Here is a 17,419-nt window from a genome sequence, read left to right as displayed (position 1 = left end):
CGGCGCGAGCGCAACGGAGCGTGGGTTACACGTTCGGGCAAGGCACCGGCGCCCAGTCACCCATGTCGGGGCTGCGGCACATCTTGTTGACCTGGTCGACGCCGGCATTGGCCACCTGCTGGGCCTCGGCTTTCTTGGTAGTGGCCTTCTGCAGGGTCTTCTCGGTGGCGACCGCCTCTTGCGGCACGTTCGTGTTCACCTTGACGGCCTGGGTCTTCTTCTTGCCAGTGGTGGTCTTGGGCGGTTCAGCCACGGTCGCTACCTCGGTACGGGCCACGCCAACCTGCTTGAGGTCCTGCTCGTAGGCCTGGGTGTAGTTGTCGAGGTTTTCCGCAACGCGGCCGTTGACGGTGGCCAGCAGCTTGTTCGACTCCTGCAGGCCCGAGACGATCTCGGCCAGGCGCTTGCGCCCTTCGGTGTCGTTGATGCGGTTGGCCTTGCGGCCGTCGATCAGGCTGGTGAACTCACGCTGGTAGCAGCTCTGCGAAGCCTTGGCATAGGCCGTGGTGCGGTCCAGGTCGGCAGCGCTCTTGTCGATGTCGGTGGCGTACGAGGCAATGCGCTGCTTGTCGTCACTGATCTGCTTCTGGCGCTCGGTGTAGTAACCGGCCGCACCGCCCACCAGGGCACCACCCGCCGCACCGATGGCAGCATTGCGGCCGCGGTTGTCGCCGTCGACCAAGGCGCCGGTCAAGGCACCGCCGAGGGCCCCGATGACGGCGCCTGTGGCAACCGAGCGGGTCATGTCACCGTCGGTGGAGCGCAGGTGCTGCACGGGCTCGTAGCAGCTCGGGTAGTACTCGACCTTGGTCGTGGCACCAACCTTGGACACCGGAGAGCTGGAGCAGCCTGCCAGCAGAACAGTGCTGAAACCGGCGGCGAGCAGCAGGGCGGAACGGGCATGGGTAGCCGTGAAGATGGTCTTGAACATGTCACTTTCTCACGTGGGTGGTTAAAACGGGGGGCTTCATGCCACCCCGCGGTTGCGTCAGGCAGAAGCCACTACGAAGGCCGCGCGGCGGCCGATGCCAGGAGCTCCTTGAGGATCGTTGCCGGGTCGGCCCGCCGGTTCTGGCGGTACTCCCCAACATGGCGAACGAACAGGGTCGCGCGGCTCACCAGGCTCTTGCCCAGGACCGGTTTGCGGTTGAGTTCTTCCTTGACCCGCTGGAACTGCGCCTGGATCACCGCATCGGTGTAGCGCGTACCACTGGCCAGGTTGTCGATGTAGATCGCCACGGCGCCATCGAGGGCGGCGCGGCCGTTGGCGATGGCTGCGGCGTACATGCTCACGGTGGTCTGGTCGCCACGCGCCTTGGCCTCGGCCTGGGTGTTGCGCAGGTTGGTCAGGCGAATGTTGTAGTTGTTGATGGTCTCGGCCACCAGCGCGGCAGACTGGATCAGGTTGCCGGCAGCCTCTTCGCGCTGGCGACCGATCAGCGAAACGCTGCGCTTGAGTTCTTCGTTGACCAGCCCCAGCTCGGCCTGCTGACGCGGGTCGGCGGTGGCGGCGATGATGCTGTCCAGGCGCTTGGTCGGGTCCTGCACGGCATCAATATCGTCGGTAAGGCTGGCCAGGCGCCCTTCCTTTTGCCACTGCTCGAACAGTTCCTGGTAACGCGAACGGGGTGCCGACAAGGCGCCGATGGCCACCCGGAAGCCCGTGGTCTCGTTGCGCTGTTCGGTACCGTCAGCGCCGAACAGCGGGTACTCGCGGCGCATGCCGGTAAACAGCGTGCCCTCGCCTTCCAGGTAGTTGCCGCCCTTGACCACGAAGCCGCCATAGGCGCCTTGCAAGCGGCCGGCATGCACCAGCTGGAACGACTCCTGAACCATTTCGGCGGCATTGCCGATCACATCGAACAGCCCCAGCGGGTTCGGCAGCCGGGTACCGATCGGCATCAGGCGTGCGGCCTGCCCGGTGCCGCCAGCCACCTGGTTGAACACTGCCCAGTCGCCAAGCGGCCCGTCGCTGTCACTACCCTGGACCTTGCGCGGGAACAGCCGCCCTTCCAGTTCCTGGCGGCTTACCGCAGAGCCGCCACGGGCAGCGAACTCCCACTCCACTTCGGTGGGCAGGCGCACAAAACCGACCCCGCCGTCCTCGGCCTTGCTGCCCCGGCCACTGATCGGCAGCAGGTCACGGTGATGCTTGAGCAGCCAGGCACTGTAGACCGCGGCAAAGCGCTCGGCCTCGAAACGCGACAGCTTGACCTTGGGCAGGCGCCCCGCCGCCGTGGTATCGGGCTGACAGGCCGGCGCCGCCTCGCCGCTGGCCAGCGTCTGGGCCTGAGCCATCACCTGGGCATACTGCCGGGCGCTGACCTCGTACTTGCCGATGAAATACATCATCGGCTTGAGCGGGCCAACCTGGTCGAGTACGGGCAGGTTGGGGGCGACAGCCTTCTGCCAGGCGGGCGAAAGGTCCTGGAGGCTGAACTGGCCATTGATGAAGTCACGCCGATAACCGGAAATGAACGACTGCTGGTAGCCGGCCTCGCCCTCGCTGAACGGGTAGCCGAGGTTGACCTCGCGGTCGTCCAGGCTGCCCTGGGCCAGCACGTAGACGCTGCGCAGTACCAGTTCGCCGCCGCATGGCAGCGGCAGGCTGACGTCGCCTGGCAAGGGCTTGGGGTTGTCCAGCTTGCTGGTGTCGACCGGCTGTGCCGGGGTGCTGGCGGCAGCGGCGTTGGCCGGCTTGGCCGAATTGGCAGGCGGCTCGTCGGTACCCGGCGAACAGGCCGCCAGGCCCAGCGTGGTCAGAAGCAGGGCCGTAGCCCCGAGGCGAAGTTCAGACATCACGAATTCCTTGACTGGCATCGATGCGCGTCACCCGCCAGCCACCCAGGGCAGCAGCGGCTGTGCTGGCCAGCAGCACCGCAGACAACGCAACGAAGTAATGCATGGGCAACAGATGGCTGGCGTATTCGCCTGGCACCTGCGTGAAGATCCGGTTGAGGCCCTGCTCGGCCAGCAAATACAGGCCGCCGGCAACTGCGGCCGCCAGCACGCCGCTGTACAGCGCCTGCAGCACCACGAACAGCAGCAGTGCGGCCGTGCCGAACCCCAGCAGGCGCAGCACCGCCAGCTCACGCTGCTTGCGCTGTACCGCCGCCACCGCGCCAGCGGCGATGGCTGCCACGGCACCGGCCACGGCCAGGCTGGTGATGATCCAGAACACCAGGTCAAGGTTGCGGCTCAGCGCCTGCACCTGGGCGATCTGCGCTGATTGGGTCGATACCAGCCACTTGCGTTCGGCAAAGTAGGCGCGCAGCGTCTCGACATCAGCCAGCCCACGGGCATACAGGCGAAACGCCGGGTATATCCGCTGCGCATCATTGCCTGCGGCCTCGCCCGGCCAGCCCAGCGCCGGCACGCCGCGCCCGTCGCGGTAGTCCTCGACCGCTTCGAGCAGGGCCAGGGAAGCAAACAGGCCATCGCGCTCGAACGCCGCCAACGGCAGCACGGCAGCTACCTGCAGGCGCATCTGGCGCCATTGCACCTGGCCGGCCTGCTGCCGGCTGAAGCTGGCCTGCAGCTCATCACCGGCAGCGGCACCGAGCTTCTCGGCAGCGGTAAAGCTCAGTACCACCTGCTGCAGGCCCTGCGGCGGCGGCACCTGTTGCAACAAGGGGTCACCGGCAGCGGTCGGCAGCATCTCGACGGTTACCGCACGCCCCTTGGCAGGCAGCAGCAGCTCTGCAGTGGCGGCGATCTGCCGGGTCCGCGCGATGGCGAAGGCGACGTCCGGTCGCTGCCCCAGGGCATCGATGAAATCGGCGCGGAAACGGCCCCCGCCCAAGGGAATGATCTCGCGTACGCTCGGGTCGCGTTGCAGCCGCTCGGTCAGGCTGCCGACCAGGCCGAACTTGAGACCGAACAGCACCAGCAAGGGCGCGATCACCGCGACCAGCGCCAGCACGCTGCACGCCGACAGCCGCGCATCGTTGCGGTAGTCCTGCCAGGCCAGGCCGGCGATCAGCCACGGGCGCATCAGACGGCCTGCGCCAAGGTGGCGGTGACGCCGCCGTCGGCATCGCGCCGGCAGGCCATGCGCAGCACGCTCAACCCGGCCCGGCGCGCCAGCGCTTCGTCATGGGTGGCGAGCACGCAGGTCACCTGGCGCGCCTGTGCTTCACGCAGCAGCAACTGCATGACCCGCTCGGCGTTCACCGGGTCCAGCGCCGCGGTAGGCTCGTCGGCCAGCAACAATGCCGGCGCATGCGCCAGGGCCCGGGCGCAGCTGACCCGCTGACGTTGCCCCAGCGACAACGCGGCAGGTTTCTTGGCCAGCTGGTCACGCACGTCCAGCGCCTCGGCCAGGCGTTGGACGCTGCCGTCCTCGCCCAGCCCCAACAGCTGCCGTGGCAGGCTGATATTGCCGCGCACATCGAGGAAACCGAGCAATCCGCCGGCCTGCAGCACATAGCCCAGCTGGCGGCTGCGCAGCGCCGCCAACTGATCGAGGCGGCGCTGGCGCCACAGGCCAGCCACATCGGTGCCGGCGAAGACGAAGCCCTCGGCGGCATCCGGCGCCAGCACCAGCGCCAGCAGGTCGAGCAAGGTACTCTTGCCGCAGCCGCTGGGGCCGACCAGGGCCACCCGTGCCCCTGCCGCCAGCTGCAGCCGGTCGATCTGCAGGCTGTAGCGCTGGGCACCCTGGCCGCGCGTCTTGTGCACCGCGTGCAGGCTGATCATCACGGCAGCGTCGACAGCGGAACACGGTACAGGGCATCGCCCGGCTCGGCCTTGCCGAAGCGCACCCAGTTGGCCATGTCGTTGTGGAAGGTTTCGTACAGGCGGATCTTCGAGTCCAGCTCGTCGATGAAATCCTCCTGTTCGGCCACCGACAGCGACAGCCACAGGTCCTCGGTCATGCTCAGGGACTTGCTGCGGTACGGCAGGCCTTCGAGGTATTCGCCCAGTACCCCGCCCTGGGCCAGGTTTGCGCCCTTGCGCAGGGCACCCGGATCGCGGCTCATGTAGGCACTCGCGCTGGCGATCTCGTTGAAGAAATCACCCGGTGAACTGCGGGTCTTGCGCGCGGCATCGACGATCAGCTTCAGCGACTGCTGCAGGTCATTGAGCTGCAGCTTGGTCAGCATCACGCACACCTGCAGGCTCGGCAACGCCGGGTTGGCAAGGTCATGGTCGGCGGCCCAGGCGCTGACCAGTTGCGGCGCCTGGCTGGCGCCGTTACGGCCGAGGAAGTCCATGTGCATGGCATAACCGATCGCCTGGGACTTCGCCGCCAGGCTCGCGCCCGAGCCCAACTGGGGCAACGGCTGCGGCTGCTGTTCACGCACCTGGTGCACCAGTTCGGCGAACGTCGAGCCGATCTCGCGCACGCGCTCGCCAAAGGCGCCCACATCACCGCCCGGCACAGCCACGTACAGGTCACCGATCTGCGGGTTGCTGTCGGCGGTAAGCACGCGGTACTGGCTTTCGGCAGCGCCATGGTTTTTCGCACCGGCCGGGGTGCGCAGGTGCAGGGCGTATATCCTGATCTGCTTGCTCAACGCAGCCTGGCGAACCTCGGCCTCGTTCATCTGTGTGCTGCTGTAGGGGTCGTTCTTGCGCAGGGCACCGGCATCGCTGACCAGCAGGACGATACGCCCGCCATAGCCCGACCAGTCCATGCCCTCCACGGCCTGCATCACGCCGGCAAAGGCATCTTCGTTGAACGAATGGCTGGAGACGCTGGTGGCCTTGACCTGCGCGGCAGCCTTGAGGAAGCGCGCCGGGTCGCGGCCCTCCTCCAGGCTGACCAGGGTCTTGCTCAGGTAGTCCAGGCCCGGGGTGCGCTTGACGCTGTTGCGAAAGCCCACCAGGCCGAAGCTGACATTGCCCAGCTCGCCCCGTGCAGCCAGTTGCGCCTGCAGTTCGCTGACCACCTGGCGCACGCGGTCGATGTAGGGTTGCATCGACACCGACGTGTCGACCACCAGGACGATGCCGGTACGGAAGCGGTTCTCCGTTGCCACGGCCGCACCGGCAGCCGTGGCCGCCTGGCTGCGAACGCTGCTGCCGGGGTCGATGGAGGCGACATTGAGCAACTGCACCGGCTGGCCGTCGGCGCCGAAGCTTTCGCGGTAGTCGAAGATCGGCATCAGGTAGAACTGGTTCTGCGGCACCGCGCTGGCGGCGGGCTCCAGGGCCAGCACCTGGGGCACCTGGTCGGGCTCGTTCTGCGCCTTGAGCAGGTCGGCGCGGGCCTTGCCGGTGTCGTCGAGCAGTTGCTGCAGGTCATCGGCCTGGCGCATGAACATCACCGGTGAACGGCCGGAACGCTCGGTAAACTTCAGCACCAGGCTTTGCTTCCAGTCGCTGGTTTGCGCCGCAGGCAACCAGCCGTCGCGCTGGCCGCTGCTGGAGGCGCCAACTTCCAGCCAGGGCTGGCCGTCGATGTCCTTGCGCTGGTACACGTACAGCACCGAGAACGCCGGCAGCGGTTCACCCGCGCTGTCACCGGGCCGTGCGCGCAGTTGCACTTCGGGCTTGCTCAGCACGCGTTGGAACAGGGTTTTCTTGCCCGGCATCAACAAAGGCCGGCCGTCTTCGCTGGCCGCTGGCGGTGGAGCGGTTGGCGTCAGCGGTTCGCTCGCGGTTTGCGCCACGGGCGGCTGCACATCCGGTTGGTCGCTGCCACTGCGCAACCAGAACAAGGTCGCGCCCAGGCCCAGTGCCGCGGCTATGGCCACAGCCAGCATGGCCTTGGCCGGCATGCCCGAGGCTGGTTTCGGCGGCGCAACGGGCCTGGGCCGGGACGGCTCCTTTGCAGGCGTGGGTGAGGCGACCGGCTCGGCCGTGGCCTGCGGAATATCGATGGACACCGGCGTCAAGCCGCCAAGGTCTGCCTTGCCCGGCATCGCGACCGGCAACGGCCGGATCACTGTGCTGTCCTGGTCATCGGCAGGCAAGCGGTCGAGTGCGGCCAGCAACGCGTCGGCATCGGCGAAGCGTTGATCGGGGTCCTTGGCCAGCAGCCCGCGCAGGATGTCCTGGTAGCGCCCGTGCTCGATGGGCAGCTCCGGTAGTGGCTCGGTCAGGTGGGCCAGTGCGGTCGACAACGCATCGGTGCCACGGTAGGGCAGCTCGCCGACAAGGATCTCGTACAGCACCACCCCAAGCGCATACAGGTCGGCGCGGCCGTCGATGTCCATGCCCCGCGCCTGCTCCGGGCTCATGTAGCTCGGGGTGCCGACGGCGAAGCCAGCCTGGGTGAACTGGGTGCGGTCATCCAGCGACTTGGCGATGCCAAAGTCCGAGAGCACCGCCGTGCCGTCGGCGCGGAACAGGATGTTGGCCGGTTTCACGTCGCGGTGCACCAACCCCTGGCCGTGGGCATAACCCAGCGCCTGGGCGATCTGCCGCACGTACAGCAAGCCCTGCTCGGGTGCAAGCCCGGCGGCGATGCGCTCCTTGAGGGTGCCGCTGGGCAGGTACTCCATGGCCATGTAGTACAGCTCGCCGACGTTGCCGATGTCATGGATGGTGGCGATGTGCGGGTGCGCCAGCCGCGCCAGGGTGCGCCCTTCGCGCAGGAAGCGCTCGCAGAAGGTAGGGTCGGCGGCAAGGCTCGCGGCCATCACCTTCAGCGCCACCTTGCGCTGCAGCGAGCGCTGAGTGGCCAGGTAGACACTGGCCATGGCGCCCTGGCCAATCTCGCTGTCGATGTCGAATCCGGGAATCTGCATGTTCGGGGTGCTCTTCATTTCGCCTTCACCACCACGGCGGTGATGTTGTCAGGGGCGCCACGGGTCAGCCCCAGGTGTACCAGGCTGCGGACCACCTGATAGGGGTCGGCGTGGCCGAGCACGTCGGCGATCTCGTGGTCTTCGGCGGTCTTGTTCAAGCCGTCGCTGCACAGCAGGTAGGTGTCGCCCGGCAGTACCTGCACATCCACCGCCTGGAGTTCGAGCTGGTCCTCGACGCCGATGGCGCGGGTGACGATGTTGCCGCGCGGGTGCACGCGGGCTTCGGCCTCGTTGAGCAGGCCGCTGTCCTGCAGTTCCTGGACATAGCTGTGGTCATGCGACAGGCGCTCGATGCGACCATCGCGCAGCCGATACAGGCGGCTGTCACCAGCCCACAGGCCTACCGCCCGGTCGCCGCGTGCGGCCAGGATCACCACCGTGCTGCCCATCATCGCCACGCCCCGGCGCAAGGTCTCCTCGCGTACGGCGCTGTTGACCTGGGCCAAGGTGTCGCGCAGGGCCTGGGTGAAATCCTCCAACCCATCGATGAGCGGCAACTGGCGCAGGCTGTCCACGGCCAGGCTGCTCACATAGTCGCCGGCGGCATGCCCACCCATGCCGTCGGCAACGGCCCACAGGCCATCCCAGGTCAGCTCCAGGCAGGCGTCTTCGTTGATCTTGCGGACCATGCCTACATGGCTGTAGCTGGCCGCGCTGTAGTGCACGCGGCTCATGCTGGTCTCGCCTCGCTGCCCAGCAGGAACGCGGCGAACTGCTCGCTGCGCGGCAGGCCCTGGCTACGCAGCAGGCCAGGTGCGATCCGCTCGCTGCCCAGGCCCCACCACAGGCTCATGCCTTCGCAGGCACATTCGGCCAGGGCCAACGCCCTGCCCTGCGGCGTGCTGCCGTCCAGCCGCTGCAACCCGCCCACGGCCACACGTGGCCCCTGCAGCAGCGGCCGGGGTTGGTCGAAAGGCTGCAAGGCTGCCTCGAAATGCTCGAAAGCCGCATCCGCTTCAAGCGTGCCCAGCAACGCCGCCTCTACACCTTCGAACCACTCATCGGCCCCACCAACGATGCCTGCGATCGCCACCCCGGGCTCCAGCACCTGCGCCACGCTCAGCGGAAAATACCGCCCCACCCGGTCGATGCTCGGCATCAGCACGCCGACCACCGCGTCCGGGCCACACACCCCAGGCGCCAGGGCAAAGCGCCACAACGGGCTGACCAGGTAGGCCTGCAGCCAGGCCTCGCCAAGCGCCTGCTGGCTGGCCTGGATACCGGCGGCCAGCCACTGGTCCCAGGGCTGGATGAAGGTCTGCGGCAAGCCCCGGCTGACGAAGTCGCCGCGGCAGGCCAGTTTTCCGTAGAAACCCACGTCGTTCACAGATGCTCCGGCAGGCTGAAACCGCTGACCACTCGGCTGCGGAACGGGTTGAAGGCGCTGCTGGCACGCAGCTCGTACGACACGCTGGCGCCATCCACGCGCAAACGCAGGTTGAAACGTTCCGGCGAGCTGCCAGCCACCAGGTCGGCCTGGTCGAGCAGGCGGAACCACGCCCATGGGCCCTCCACGGTCAGCCCCGAACGGCCGCTGGCCGATGGCGGCGCGATCGACAGGCGAACCACGCCGATGCTGTTCGGGTTGGGCCACTGCAACGCCACCGGGCGGCTCGGGCCGTGGTCGTAGCTGACTTGCTGGCCGTCGAGATCGAGCAGGAACTGGGTGATGCTCGCGTCCATCGCCACCGGCTTGAGCTCGAAACGCACGCTTGGCTGCAGGCCGTTACCGCTGCGGAAGAACGCATCGCGGATGGTCGCCGCGCGCTGGAAGGTGTACAGCACATTGCCGCTGATCCCGAGCTTCTGCGCAGCGCCCGGCTGCCAGCTCCAGGGCGTGCTGGAAGTATTGACGTAGGGCTGCAGGTACTTGCGGAAGTAGTTGTCCATCACCCCACCGACCCCGAAGAACTGGCCGAAGTCTTCCAGGGTGGCGTCGCGCGAACTGCCAGCCACCAGCGGGTAGCGGCCGCTGAGCGACTGGCGGTAGACATTCAGCACTTCGCTGGCCCAGGCGGCATTGAGCTGGTTGCGCACCCCGCCCATGACGATGCCATGGGTCGAGCCGAGTACCGAACTGACCAGGTTCTGCACCACCCTGGGCTGGCGCGCCGCGCCCAGGGCTACCCGTTGCGCCGCAGCCTGGGCCTGGTTCTTGGCCTCGCCGAGCAAGGCGTCGCCGCTGGCACCGACCATGGCGCTGACCTGCACGTACAGCGCATTGAGGTCGGTGAGCAAGCCGTCGATGGCGGCGGGCTGGCCTTCACCGCTGCCGACCAGCGTGGCCAGCTCGGCGAAATGCGCGGTCACCGGGTCCTGCGTGCGGGCCGCGGGACTGTCGACGGGCAGCGGCGCGTCGCCGAGCAGCCCGCCAAGGCGCTGGCGCAGCTGGTCGACACCGGCCTGCTCGGCCTTGTCCTGGACCTTGTCGAGCGTGGTCGGCTGCGCCAGGTTGGTTTCACGGGCCACCGCCTGCAGCAGCTGCTTCATCGGCGAGGTCGGCCCGGACAGCACCCGCAGCACGTCGGCGGCTTGGCCAACGCTGGTGACAGGCACGACGTCCAGGTCGTCGAGCAGGGCATCCCAGTGGCGGATGTAATCCTGGTAGTAGAGTTGCTGCACATCGTCGGCCAGGCGTTTGGCATCGCCCGCTTCGCCCGGCGCGCGGCCCAGTACCCAGCGTTCCTCGGCCAGCGTGGTGCTCTGCGCCAGGCTGGCGGCGAGAAATGCCTGGCGGTAGCCCTGCACGGTGAACAGCCCCGGCAGCGGCTCGCTCAGCGGCTTGCCGCTCTTGAAGCGAAACACCAGGGCGGCATCACGCCCGGCAGCGTCGCTGACGCGGAAGTCTTCGACCCCACGTGGCAGCTTCTGGCGCTTGACCCGGTCGTAAACACGCTGGGCCACCGGCAACTGCTGCAGCTGGCGACGGGTGTCGTCGATCAGGCGCTGGTCCAGGCGTGCGTTCGGCGGACGTTTCTCGAACAGCGCCGCCAGGTGCTGCCCCAGGGCTTGGCGCAGGTCGGGCGCAAGGTCGCGGGGTAACTGGCGCTCCCAGTCGAGGGTGATCCAGGCCTTGATGAAGTCTGGGTCGTAGTGCTCGGCATCGGCCAGCATCAGGTAGGCCTTGAGCCCTTCGTAGAGGTAATCGGATGGCCCCCCGGCATACAGCTGTTCCTCGATGCGGGTGACCAGGCGCGGGGCGAAAATGGCGATCAGCAGCTTGCGGTACAGGCTCTGCGATTCGCTTTCGAGCATGTCGCCCTGGTACAGGCCCAAGCCCTCGGCCCAGTTGGGAGGGTCGTCCGCCAGGTGGCGGACGGCGTTGAGCAGCGGCAGCACGTCGACCACGTTGCGCTGCGCAGGGCTCAGGCCTTGCACGCTTTTGCCCAGTGGCTGAAGGCGGCTGTCGACTTCGGCGATGTATTGCTGGTTGGCCCGATAACTGAAGGCCCACAAGGTTCCGACCAGCAGCACCAGCGCCACGCTCACGGCCAGCGCACCACGGGCGATCCACCGGCGCCGCCGCTCCACCTTGGGGTTGCTGCCGACCAGGCCGCGCTCGGCGAAGGCCACGGCAGTGAACAACCGCTCGATGAAATAGCTGCGCCCGCTACCGCTCTGGCGTGCCAGGTGCGCACGGTCCAGGCCCATGCTCTGGGCCATGCTGCCGATCAGCCGGTCGATGGGGCTGCCTTCCTGGGTGCCGCTGGTGAAGTACACACCGCGCAGCAACGCCCGTGCCTCGAAGGCGTTGGGCTTGAAGATGCCGTCGAGGAAGGTTTTAAGGTTGCCACGCAGGGCGGCGAACTGTTGCACGAAGCCGTAGACAAGGTCGCGCCGGGCCGGGTCGCGCTCCTGTTGCAGGCGCTCGACCAGGCGCTCGCCGAGCCGCCGTTCGAGCAATGCGAACTCGTTGTCGAACTGCGCCAACGGGCCGTCAGCGCCCTGCTCGAGAGTATCCAGCGGGAAGGTCATGCCCCACACCTGGGCGCGTTCGTCCTTGCCCAGGTTGTCGAAGAACTCCATGAAGCCCGGCACCAGGTCGAGCTTGGTCAGCATCAGGTACACCGGGAAGCGCACGCCCAGCTGGCTGTACAGCTCCTGGATGCGCGCGCGGATCGCCGCGGCGTGGGCGGCGCGCTCGGCGTCGCTGCCCAGCAGCAGGTCGGACAGGCTGATGGCGATGAATGCACCGTCGATGGGGCGTCGCGAGCGCTGGGTCTTGAGCAGGTCGAGAAAGCCCAGCCAGGCCGCCTTGTCGACCTGGGCGTGGCTGTCCTGGGTGGTGTAGCGGCCGGCAGTGTCGAGCAGCACCGCCTGGTCGGTGAACCACCAGTCGCAGTTGCGCGTGCCGCCCACACCGCGGATGGCGCCCTCGCCCAGTTGCGCGGCCAGCGGGAAGTGCAGGCCGGAGTTGACCAGCGCGGTGGTCTTGCCAGAGCCGGGCGGGCCGATGATCACGTACCACGGCAGCTCGTAAAGGTTGCGACGCTCGTCACCGCCCAGGCGGGCCTTCTTCAACAGGGCCAGGGCCTCGTCCATGCGCTGGCGCAGCGCCGCCAGCTCTTCGGTGGTGGCCACGCTGGCAGGGTCCGGGGCGGTTTCTGCGGCCAGGCTCTGCATGACCTTGGCCGCCTGCCGGCGCGCCTGCACGATGCGCCAGGCGCGGTAGCCGCCCCACAGGGCGAACAGCAGGACGATCAGCAGCCAGCGTGGCGTGGGCGACGCCAGCATTTCCAGCAACGGCCCGACGAACCAGATGATCAGGCTCAGGGCGATCAGGCCCAGCAGCGGGATCACCCAGCGAATGACAAAACTGAAAAACGCCTTCACTCGACGCCCTCCGCCAGAACGGTGATTTCAACCCGGCGATTCTTCGCCCGGCCCTGCGCGGTGTCGTTCGACGCCAGGGGCTCGGTGTCGCTCAGCCCTTGGGCGCTGAAGCGCTCGGGTTGCCCGGTGCGCGCGGCGAGGATGCCCTTGACCTCTTCGGCGCGCGCTTGCGACAACGCCCAGTTGGACGGGAAGCGCAACGTCGCGATGCGCTGGTTGTCGCTGTGCCCGGTGACCCGGACATTGCCCTTGACCTTGGCCACTGCCTCGGCGATGCGCAGCATCAGCGGCTGGAAATCGCCCTTGATGCTGGCGCTGGCGCTGGCGAACAGCTCGTCACCGCGAATGGTCACCACCGAGCGGTCGACCGCGTCTTCGACGGAAACCCGGCCGGCCTTGATGTCATCGGCGAGGAACCCGGCCAGGCGCGGGCGCTCCACGGGCTTGGGCTGCAGCACCGGGCGGTCCATGGCTTGTACCGGGATTTCGCCCAGCGCGTGGATACCCCGGAACACCGGCTCGGCATCGGCGGCCAGCTTCAGGCGCAGGCCGAACAACAGCAGCAACAGCAATGCCGCGGCCACCGCCAGGCCCACCCATGGCGGCACGAACTGGGCCAGGCGGTCACGGCTGACAGCCACCCCACGCCAGTGTGGCGAGAGTTCGCGCTCACGCTCGCCACGGGCACTGCGAATTGCCGCAGCGGTACGCTCGCGCAGCGCTTCGAGCTGGGCGCGGCCATCGTTCATGACCCGGTAGCGGCCCTCGAAGCCGAGGCTGGTGCACAGGTACAACAGCTCCAGCAGGTTGAGGCGTTCGCGCGGGCTCTGCAGGCAATGCTCCATCAGCTGGAACACCTTCTCACCGCCCCAGGCCTCGTTGTGCACCGTGATCAGCAAGCTCTGGCGGCTCCAGTCGCTGGCACTGCCCCACGGCGTGCTGAGCACTGCCTCGTCCAGCGCGGTGCACAGCGCATAGCGCGCCAGCAGCACCTCGTTGCGCACCACACCGGCGGCTTCGGCACGGGTCTCGAACTGGCGCAGATAGGCCAGCAACTGCGCCCGCAGGCTGGCCGGCGCCGAATGAGCGATGGTGTTGCGCAGGCGGGTAAGCAAGGCCAGCAACGGCCCGGCCGCCTGCTCGAGCGGGTTGACACCCACGCCCTGGCCAGGCGCCAGGGGCTCGGCCGGTACCTGCAACGGCGGCGGCTGCGGCGCTGGCGCGGCGGGTTGCGGGGCAGCACGGCCACCGGGGCGCGGCATGAACTGGGTACGGTCGTTGGCCTGCGGATCTTCCGGGTGCATCACGGGTTATCCTCGAATGGCCCAGAAGGCCAGGCTCAGGCCGGGGAACTCGCCGGCAACGTAGAAGGCAAAGCCACCGGAGTGTTGCAACTGCTTCCAGTGCTCGCTGCCCCGGTCGAGCTCGAAGTAGGTGGAGCCGGCATGGAACGGGATCTGCCGGGGCGCCACCGGCAACGGCAGCAGGCCGATGCCCGGCAGTTGCAGGTTGACCAGGTCGCGGATGTGCTCCACCGAGCCGATCTTGCTCTGTTGGCCAAAGCGGCTACGCAGCGTCTCGCTGGGCACATCGGCACGCACCACCAGGACGAAACTGGCGCTGTCGAGCAGGCTGCGGTCGGCAAGCATGCCAACGTGGATGCCGTAGGCCTTCTCGACGATGGGAATGGCCACCGCCTTGCTGTCGATCAGCGTCGACAAGGCCTCGCGCAAGGCGGCCATCACTGGCGCGAAGGTCGCCGCCAGGTCGTCGTGCTGATACACCGGGAAGCTGTGCGGGCGGCGGCCATCGCGGGTGAAGGTGGCGAACTCGCCAGCCAGGGCCACCAGCTCGCTGTACAGCCGCTCGGGATGCAGCGGGCTCAGCTGGTTGAGGTGTTCGACCAGCGGCTGGGCGCGGTTGACCAGTTGCAGCAGCATGAAGTCGGCAATCTCCGACGCCCCGCCATTGGCCGAGGCGACCACCCTGCCCGCCAGCGCTTCGCCACGTTGGTGCAGCAGGCCCAGCAGCTCGCCGCAAAAGCCGGACAGTTGCTGGCTGGCCGCCACGTCGAGTACCGGCGGGATGTAGCTGTCATCCACCACCAGCGCGCGGTCGGCGCGCTTTTCGCGGATGCGCAGCATGCCGAGGGCGGCGTAGTCGCTCAGGCCGTCCTCGCTGCGCAGCAGGCGCAGGGCGCGGCTGCCGAGGGCCAGCGGCGCACGGTTTTCGAACGGCGCGTTGTCGTCGCGCACCTCGCTGACACGGCTGACATAGCGGGCGCCAGCGACGGCTTCGCCCTCGTCGACGGTGTCGCGGGCCCCCGCCCGCTTGAGTGGCAGCCCCAGGTGGACAACGCCATCGCGCAGATCGTCGGGCACTTCCAGCGGCGCAGGTGGCAGGTCGTCGCGGGGGATGTCGAACGGCGTGCCGTCGGGCAGCAAGCCGCGGGCGCTGAGAATCGCCACCTTGCCCTGGGCAAGCAGGCCCTGGTCGAGCAGCAGCTCGGAGAAACCCCACGCGGCCACGCTCAGCGGCCGGTTGCGGGCGTCGACCAGGTGTTCGAGGTAGCGATCATGCTGTTGGAAATGCTGGGTCGTGATGAACATGCCTTCCGACCACACCACGCGATTGTTCCAGGACATGGGGACTCCGATTGCCTAGCGGGCAGGTTCAGGTTGGGGGGTGGCCACGGCGCTGCGCACGGCACGCACATCGAGGCTGATCTGATAGTCCCGCGGCGGCACCGGCAGCACGCTGCGCCACTGGGCCTGGTCGATCTCGCGGTAACCGACCACCAGGCCGATGTGGCGAGTGGCAGGGTCGAGCGGACGTTCCAGGCGCAACTGGCCGCCGGGCTGCAACAGCACTTCGTCCTGGTCGATCAGGTCGGCGCCGAGGGTGGCCTGGGCGCGCTCGGCCAGGGCGAAGTAGTCGGCGCGGGCAAATGCGGCGCTGTTCTTCAGCTCGTACAGGCGCACCCGTACCGGCGCAGGCGTGCCGCCAGGGCCTGGGTTCAGCCCCTCGGCGGCACTGAAATACAGGGTCACGGCTGCGCTGTCCGGTGCACTGTCGGCAGCGGGGGCAACCGGCGTGTCCTTGCTGCAGGCAGCCAGCAGCACCAGGCTCAGGGCTGCGACCAGTCGTATTGCTTTCATCCTTGTCCTCTTGACGTACCGTGGTCTTCCTGGGTGCGCTCAACTACGTTGCAAACGGCTGCTGTGGGCCTCGTAGGCGCGGCTGAATTCGCGGCCGAACAGTTCCTGGAAATCGTCTTCGGCTTCACGGGAGATCTGCCCGTAAAGCTCGGTGAACTGCTGCCAGCAGTGGGCCTGGCGCGAGCCACCGAACAACTTGGCCAGCCCCGCCGCAGGTGCCAGGCGCTGCTCCAGGCGCGCCGGCTGGAAACACGCGAGCAGGTGCTTGATTGCGGCCTGCACGCCCGCCATCACCGCCAGCTGGTGGGCGCGCACATCATCGAAGCTTTCGCGCACGGCCTGGTCCGGCGCCATGAACGCCTGGTTACCGTGACGCAGCAACAGCAGCAACGCCTCGTCGGCATTGGGGGCGAACTTCAGCGGGTTGTTCTGCACCGGGGCGATGGTGGTCTGCTGCATGCGGAACTCGCCCTTCAGGCTGCTGCGTGCACGCAACACGTCGATCAGGCCCTCCACCATCAAGCGGTAGCTTTGGCCGATGGCCTCCATTTGCGCTGCGGCGTCGGCGGCGTCGATGCGCAGGTGCTCGATACCGGCGCCGCGCAGGAACGCCTGCAGCAACGCATCGCTGCTTGCGGCTGGCGCAGGTGCGGCGACTGGTGCGCCTGCAGCAGGCTGTACAGGCGCTGCCGGAACGGCTGGCGCAGGCGGCGCAGTCGGGGCCGGGATCTGTGCCGGTGCCGGTGCCGGTGCCGAGCCGAACAGGTTCCAGTCTTCCGGGATCATCCCCGGCGCAGCAGGTTCGGCGGCCGGGGCAGGCGCCACCACCGGGGTTGGCGGGCGGAAGTCGTGCTGCTGAGCCGGCACATGGTCGGGCTGGCTGACCGGCGGCACGCTCGAGGGGCCAAGGAAGTCGAACAGGTCAGGCAGCGTGTCGTGGTTCGACGCACCTTGCAGGAACGCAGCCGGCGCACCGGAAATCGGCGGGGCGGGAACGGCCGGGGCCGCCACCTGGTTGGCCATCAGCGCCTCGAAACTGTGTACCTGGGGTTCGCCCTCCAGGGCGCCAGGCAGGTTCGCGTCGATGCGCGCCTGTATCTCGTATTCCCCAATACGGATAACTTCGCCATCCAGCAACTGCTCACTGTTACCGCGACGCAAGCGAATACCGGCACGAACTAATTCCACACCGTTCGTACTGTCATCGGTCAAAAAATATCGCCCTTCCTTGAACTGGATCACACAATGCCGGGCCGATACCAATCGCTCGGGGTCAGGAAGTACCCAGTCATTTTCCGCCGCACGGCCAAGCGTGATGGCACCGGTTTCCAGCCGCATCTCCGGGCATTGCCCGGGAGTAATCTTGTGGTAACTAGTGATAGTTAGGCAAAGTGCCATCACGCCTCCATGCATCCATTTAAAACATCGATCCATCCATTTGAGTTGTTTTCCCACAACCACTCAAATACAGCTGTACCCCTTGATTCACGGGGGCTTCGTGCGCACAACCGAACGTACGACGGCTATTCAACGCTAATGCCGAGGCTAACCGAATGGAATCGGACGAGTGGTGCTCGGTAACTGCCAACGGATTCACAGCTGGCACTCGGGGGCGCGTAGCTTACCTTGACACTCGCGAATAAATAAACCATAAATGCGCAACTTCGAAGT

General features: G+C 67.5%; 12 protein-coding genes. All 12 read right to left on the bottom strand.

Annotated features, from left to right (window positions below; translation table 11 throughout):
* Window positions 1–25 precede the first annotated feature (25 nt).
* The 12 genes from tagQ to tagH all read right to left on the bottom strand — a co-directional run bounded on the left by tagQ (window position 26) and on the right by tagH (window position 17,146).
* Window positions 26–931 carry a type VI secretion system-associated lipoprotein TagQ gene (tagQ, locus tag CAG00_RS20785; RefSeq protein WP_085665237.1) on the bottom strand — a complete coding sequence of 302 codons (906 nt, stop codon included), beginning with the start codon at window positions 929–931 and terminating at the stop codon, window positions 26–28.
* A 71-nt stretch (window positions 932–1,002) separates the two neighbouring features.
* Entirely contained in the window at window positions 1,003–2,799 is a 1,797-nt protein-coding gene (locus tag CAG00_RS20780; RefSeq protein WP_085665236.1) for an SUMF1/EgtB/PvdO family nonheme iron enzyme, read from the bottom strand.
* Window positions 2,792–3,994, bottom strand: coding sequence for an FtsX-like permease family protein (locus CAG00_RS20775; RefSeq protein ID WP_085665235.1), 1,203 nt, complete (start codon window positions 3,992–3,994; stop codon window positions 2,792–2,794). Before CAG00_RS20775 ends, CAG00_RS20780 begins: the two co-directional genes overlap by 8 nt.
* Window positions 3,994–4,698, bottom strand: a complete 705-nt coding sequence (locus CAG00_RS20770) for an ATP-binding cassette domain-containing protein (RefSeq protein WP_085665234.1) — start codon at window positions 4,696–4,698, stop codon at window positions 3,994–3,996. Before CAG00_RS20770 ends, CAG00_RS20775 begins: the two co-directional genes overlap by 1 nt.
* Window positions 4,698–7,697 (bottom strand): serine/threonine-protein kinase, encoded by a 3,000-nt coding sequence (locus CAG00_RS20765; protein ID WP_305880054.1) that lies wholly within the window; start codon window positions 7,695–7,697, stop codon window positions 4,698–4,700. The genes CAG00_RS20770 and CAG00_RS20765 overlap by 1 nt, the downstream gene beginning before the upstream one ends.
* A 14-nt stretch (window positions 7,698–7,711) precedes the next feature.
* Complete coding sequence (locus tag CAG00_RS20760) at window positions 7,712–8,431, bottom strand: PP2C family serine/threonine-protein phosphatase (protein WP_085665232.1); 720 nt, start codon at window positions 8,429–8,431, stop codon at window positions 7,712–7,714.
* Window positions 8,428–9,084: a type VI secretion system-associated protein TagF gene (gene tagF, locus CAG00_RS20755; RefSeq protein WP_075046092.1), complete on the bottom strand. Its 657-nt coding sequence runs from the start codon at window positions 9,082–9,084 to the stop codon at window positions 8,428–8,430. The genes CAG00_RS20760 and tagF overlap by 4 nt, the downstream gene beginning before the upstream one ends.
* Window positions 9,081–12,590, bottom strand: coding sequence for a type VI secretion system membrane subunit TssM (gene tssM, locus CAG00_RS20750; RefSeq protein WP_085665231.1), 3,510 nt, complete (start codon window positions 12,588–12,590; stop codon window positions 9,081–9,083). Before tssM ends, tagF begins: the two co-directional genes overlap by 4 nt.
* Window positions 12,587–13,894, bottom strand: a complete 1,308-nt coding sequence (locus tag CAG00_RS20745) for a DotU family type VI secretion system protein (protein ID WP_085619145.1) — start codon at window positions 13,892–13,894, stop codon at window positions 12,587–12,589. Before CAG00_RS20745 ends, tssM begins: the two co-directional genes overlap by 4 nt.
* Before the next feature lie 6 nt (window positions 13,895–13,900).
* On the bottom strand, window positions 13,901–15,235 hold the full coding sequence (gene tssK / locus CAG00_RS20740) for a type VI secretion system baseplate subunit TssK (protein ID WP_025340310.1): 1,335 nt from the start codon (window positions 15,233–15,235) through the stop codon (window positions 13,901–13,903).
* A gap of 15 nt (window positions 15,236–15,250) precedes the next feature.
* Window positions 15,251–15,748: a type VI secretion system lipoprotein TssJ gene (tssJ, locus tag CAG00_RS20735; protein ID WP_025340311.1), complete on the bottom strand. Its 498-nt coding sequence runs from the start codon at window positions 15,746–15,748 to the stop codon at window positions 15,251–15,253.
* Window positions 15,749–15,787: 39 nt separating this feature from the next.
* Window positions 15,788–17,146, bottom strand: a complete 1,359-nt coding sequence (gene tagH / locus CAG00_RS20730) for a type VI secretion system-associated FHA domain protein TagH (RefSeq protein ID WP_085665230.1) — start codon at window positions 17,144–17,146, stop codon at window positions 15,788–15,790.
* Window positions 17,147–17,419 lie beyond the last annotated feature (273 nt).

The sequence above is a fragment of the Pseudomonas sp. B5(2017) genome, assembly GCF_002112825.1.
GTDB lineage: Bacteria > Pseudomonadota > Gammaproteobacteria > Pseudomonadales > Pseudomonadaceae > Aquipseudomonas > Aquipseudomonas putida_Z.
The sequence above is the reverse complement of the archived record's forward strand: the minus strand, read 5'-3'. Positions and strand labels throughout refer to the sequence as shown.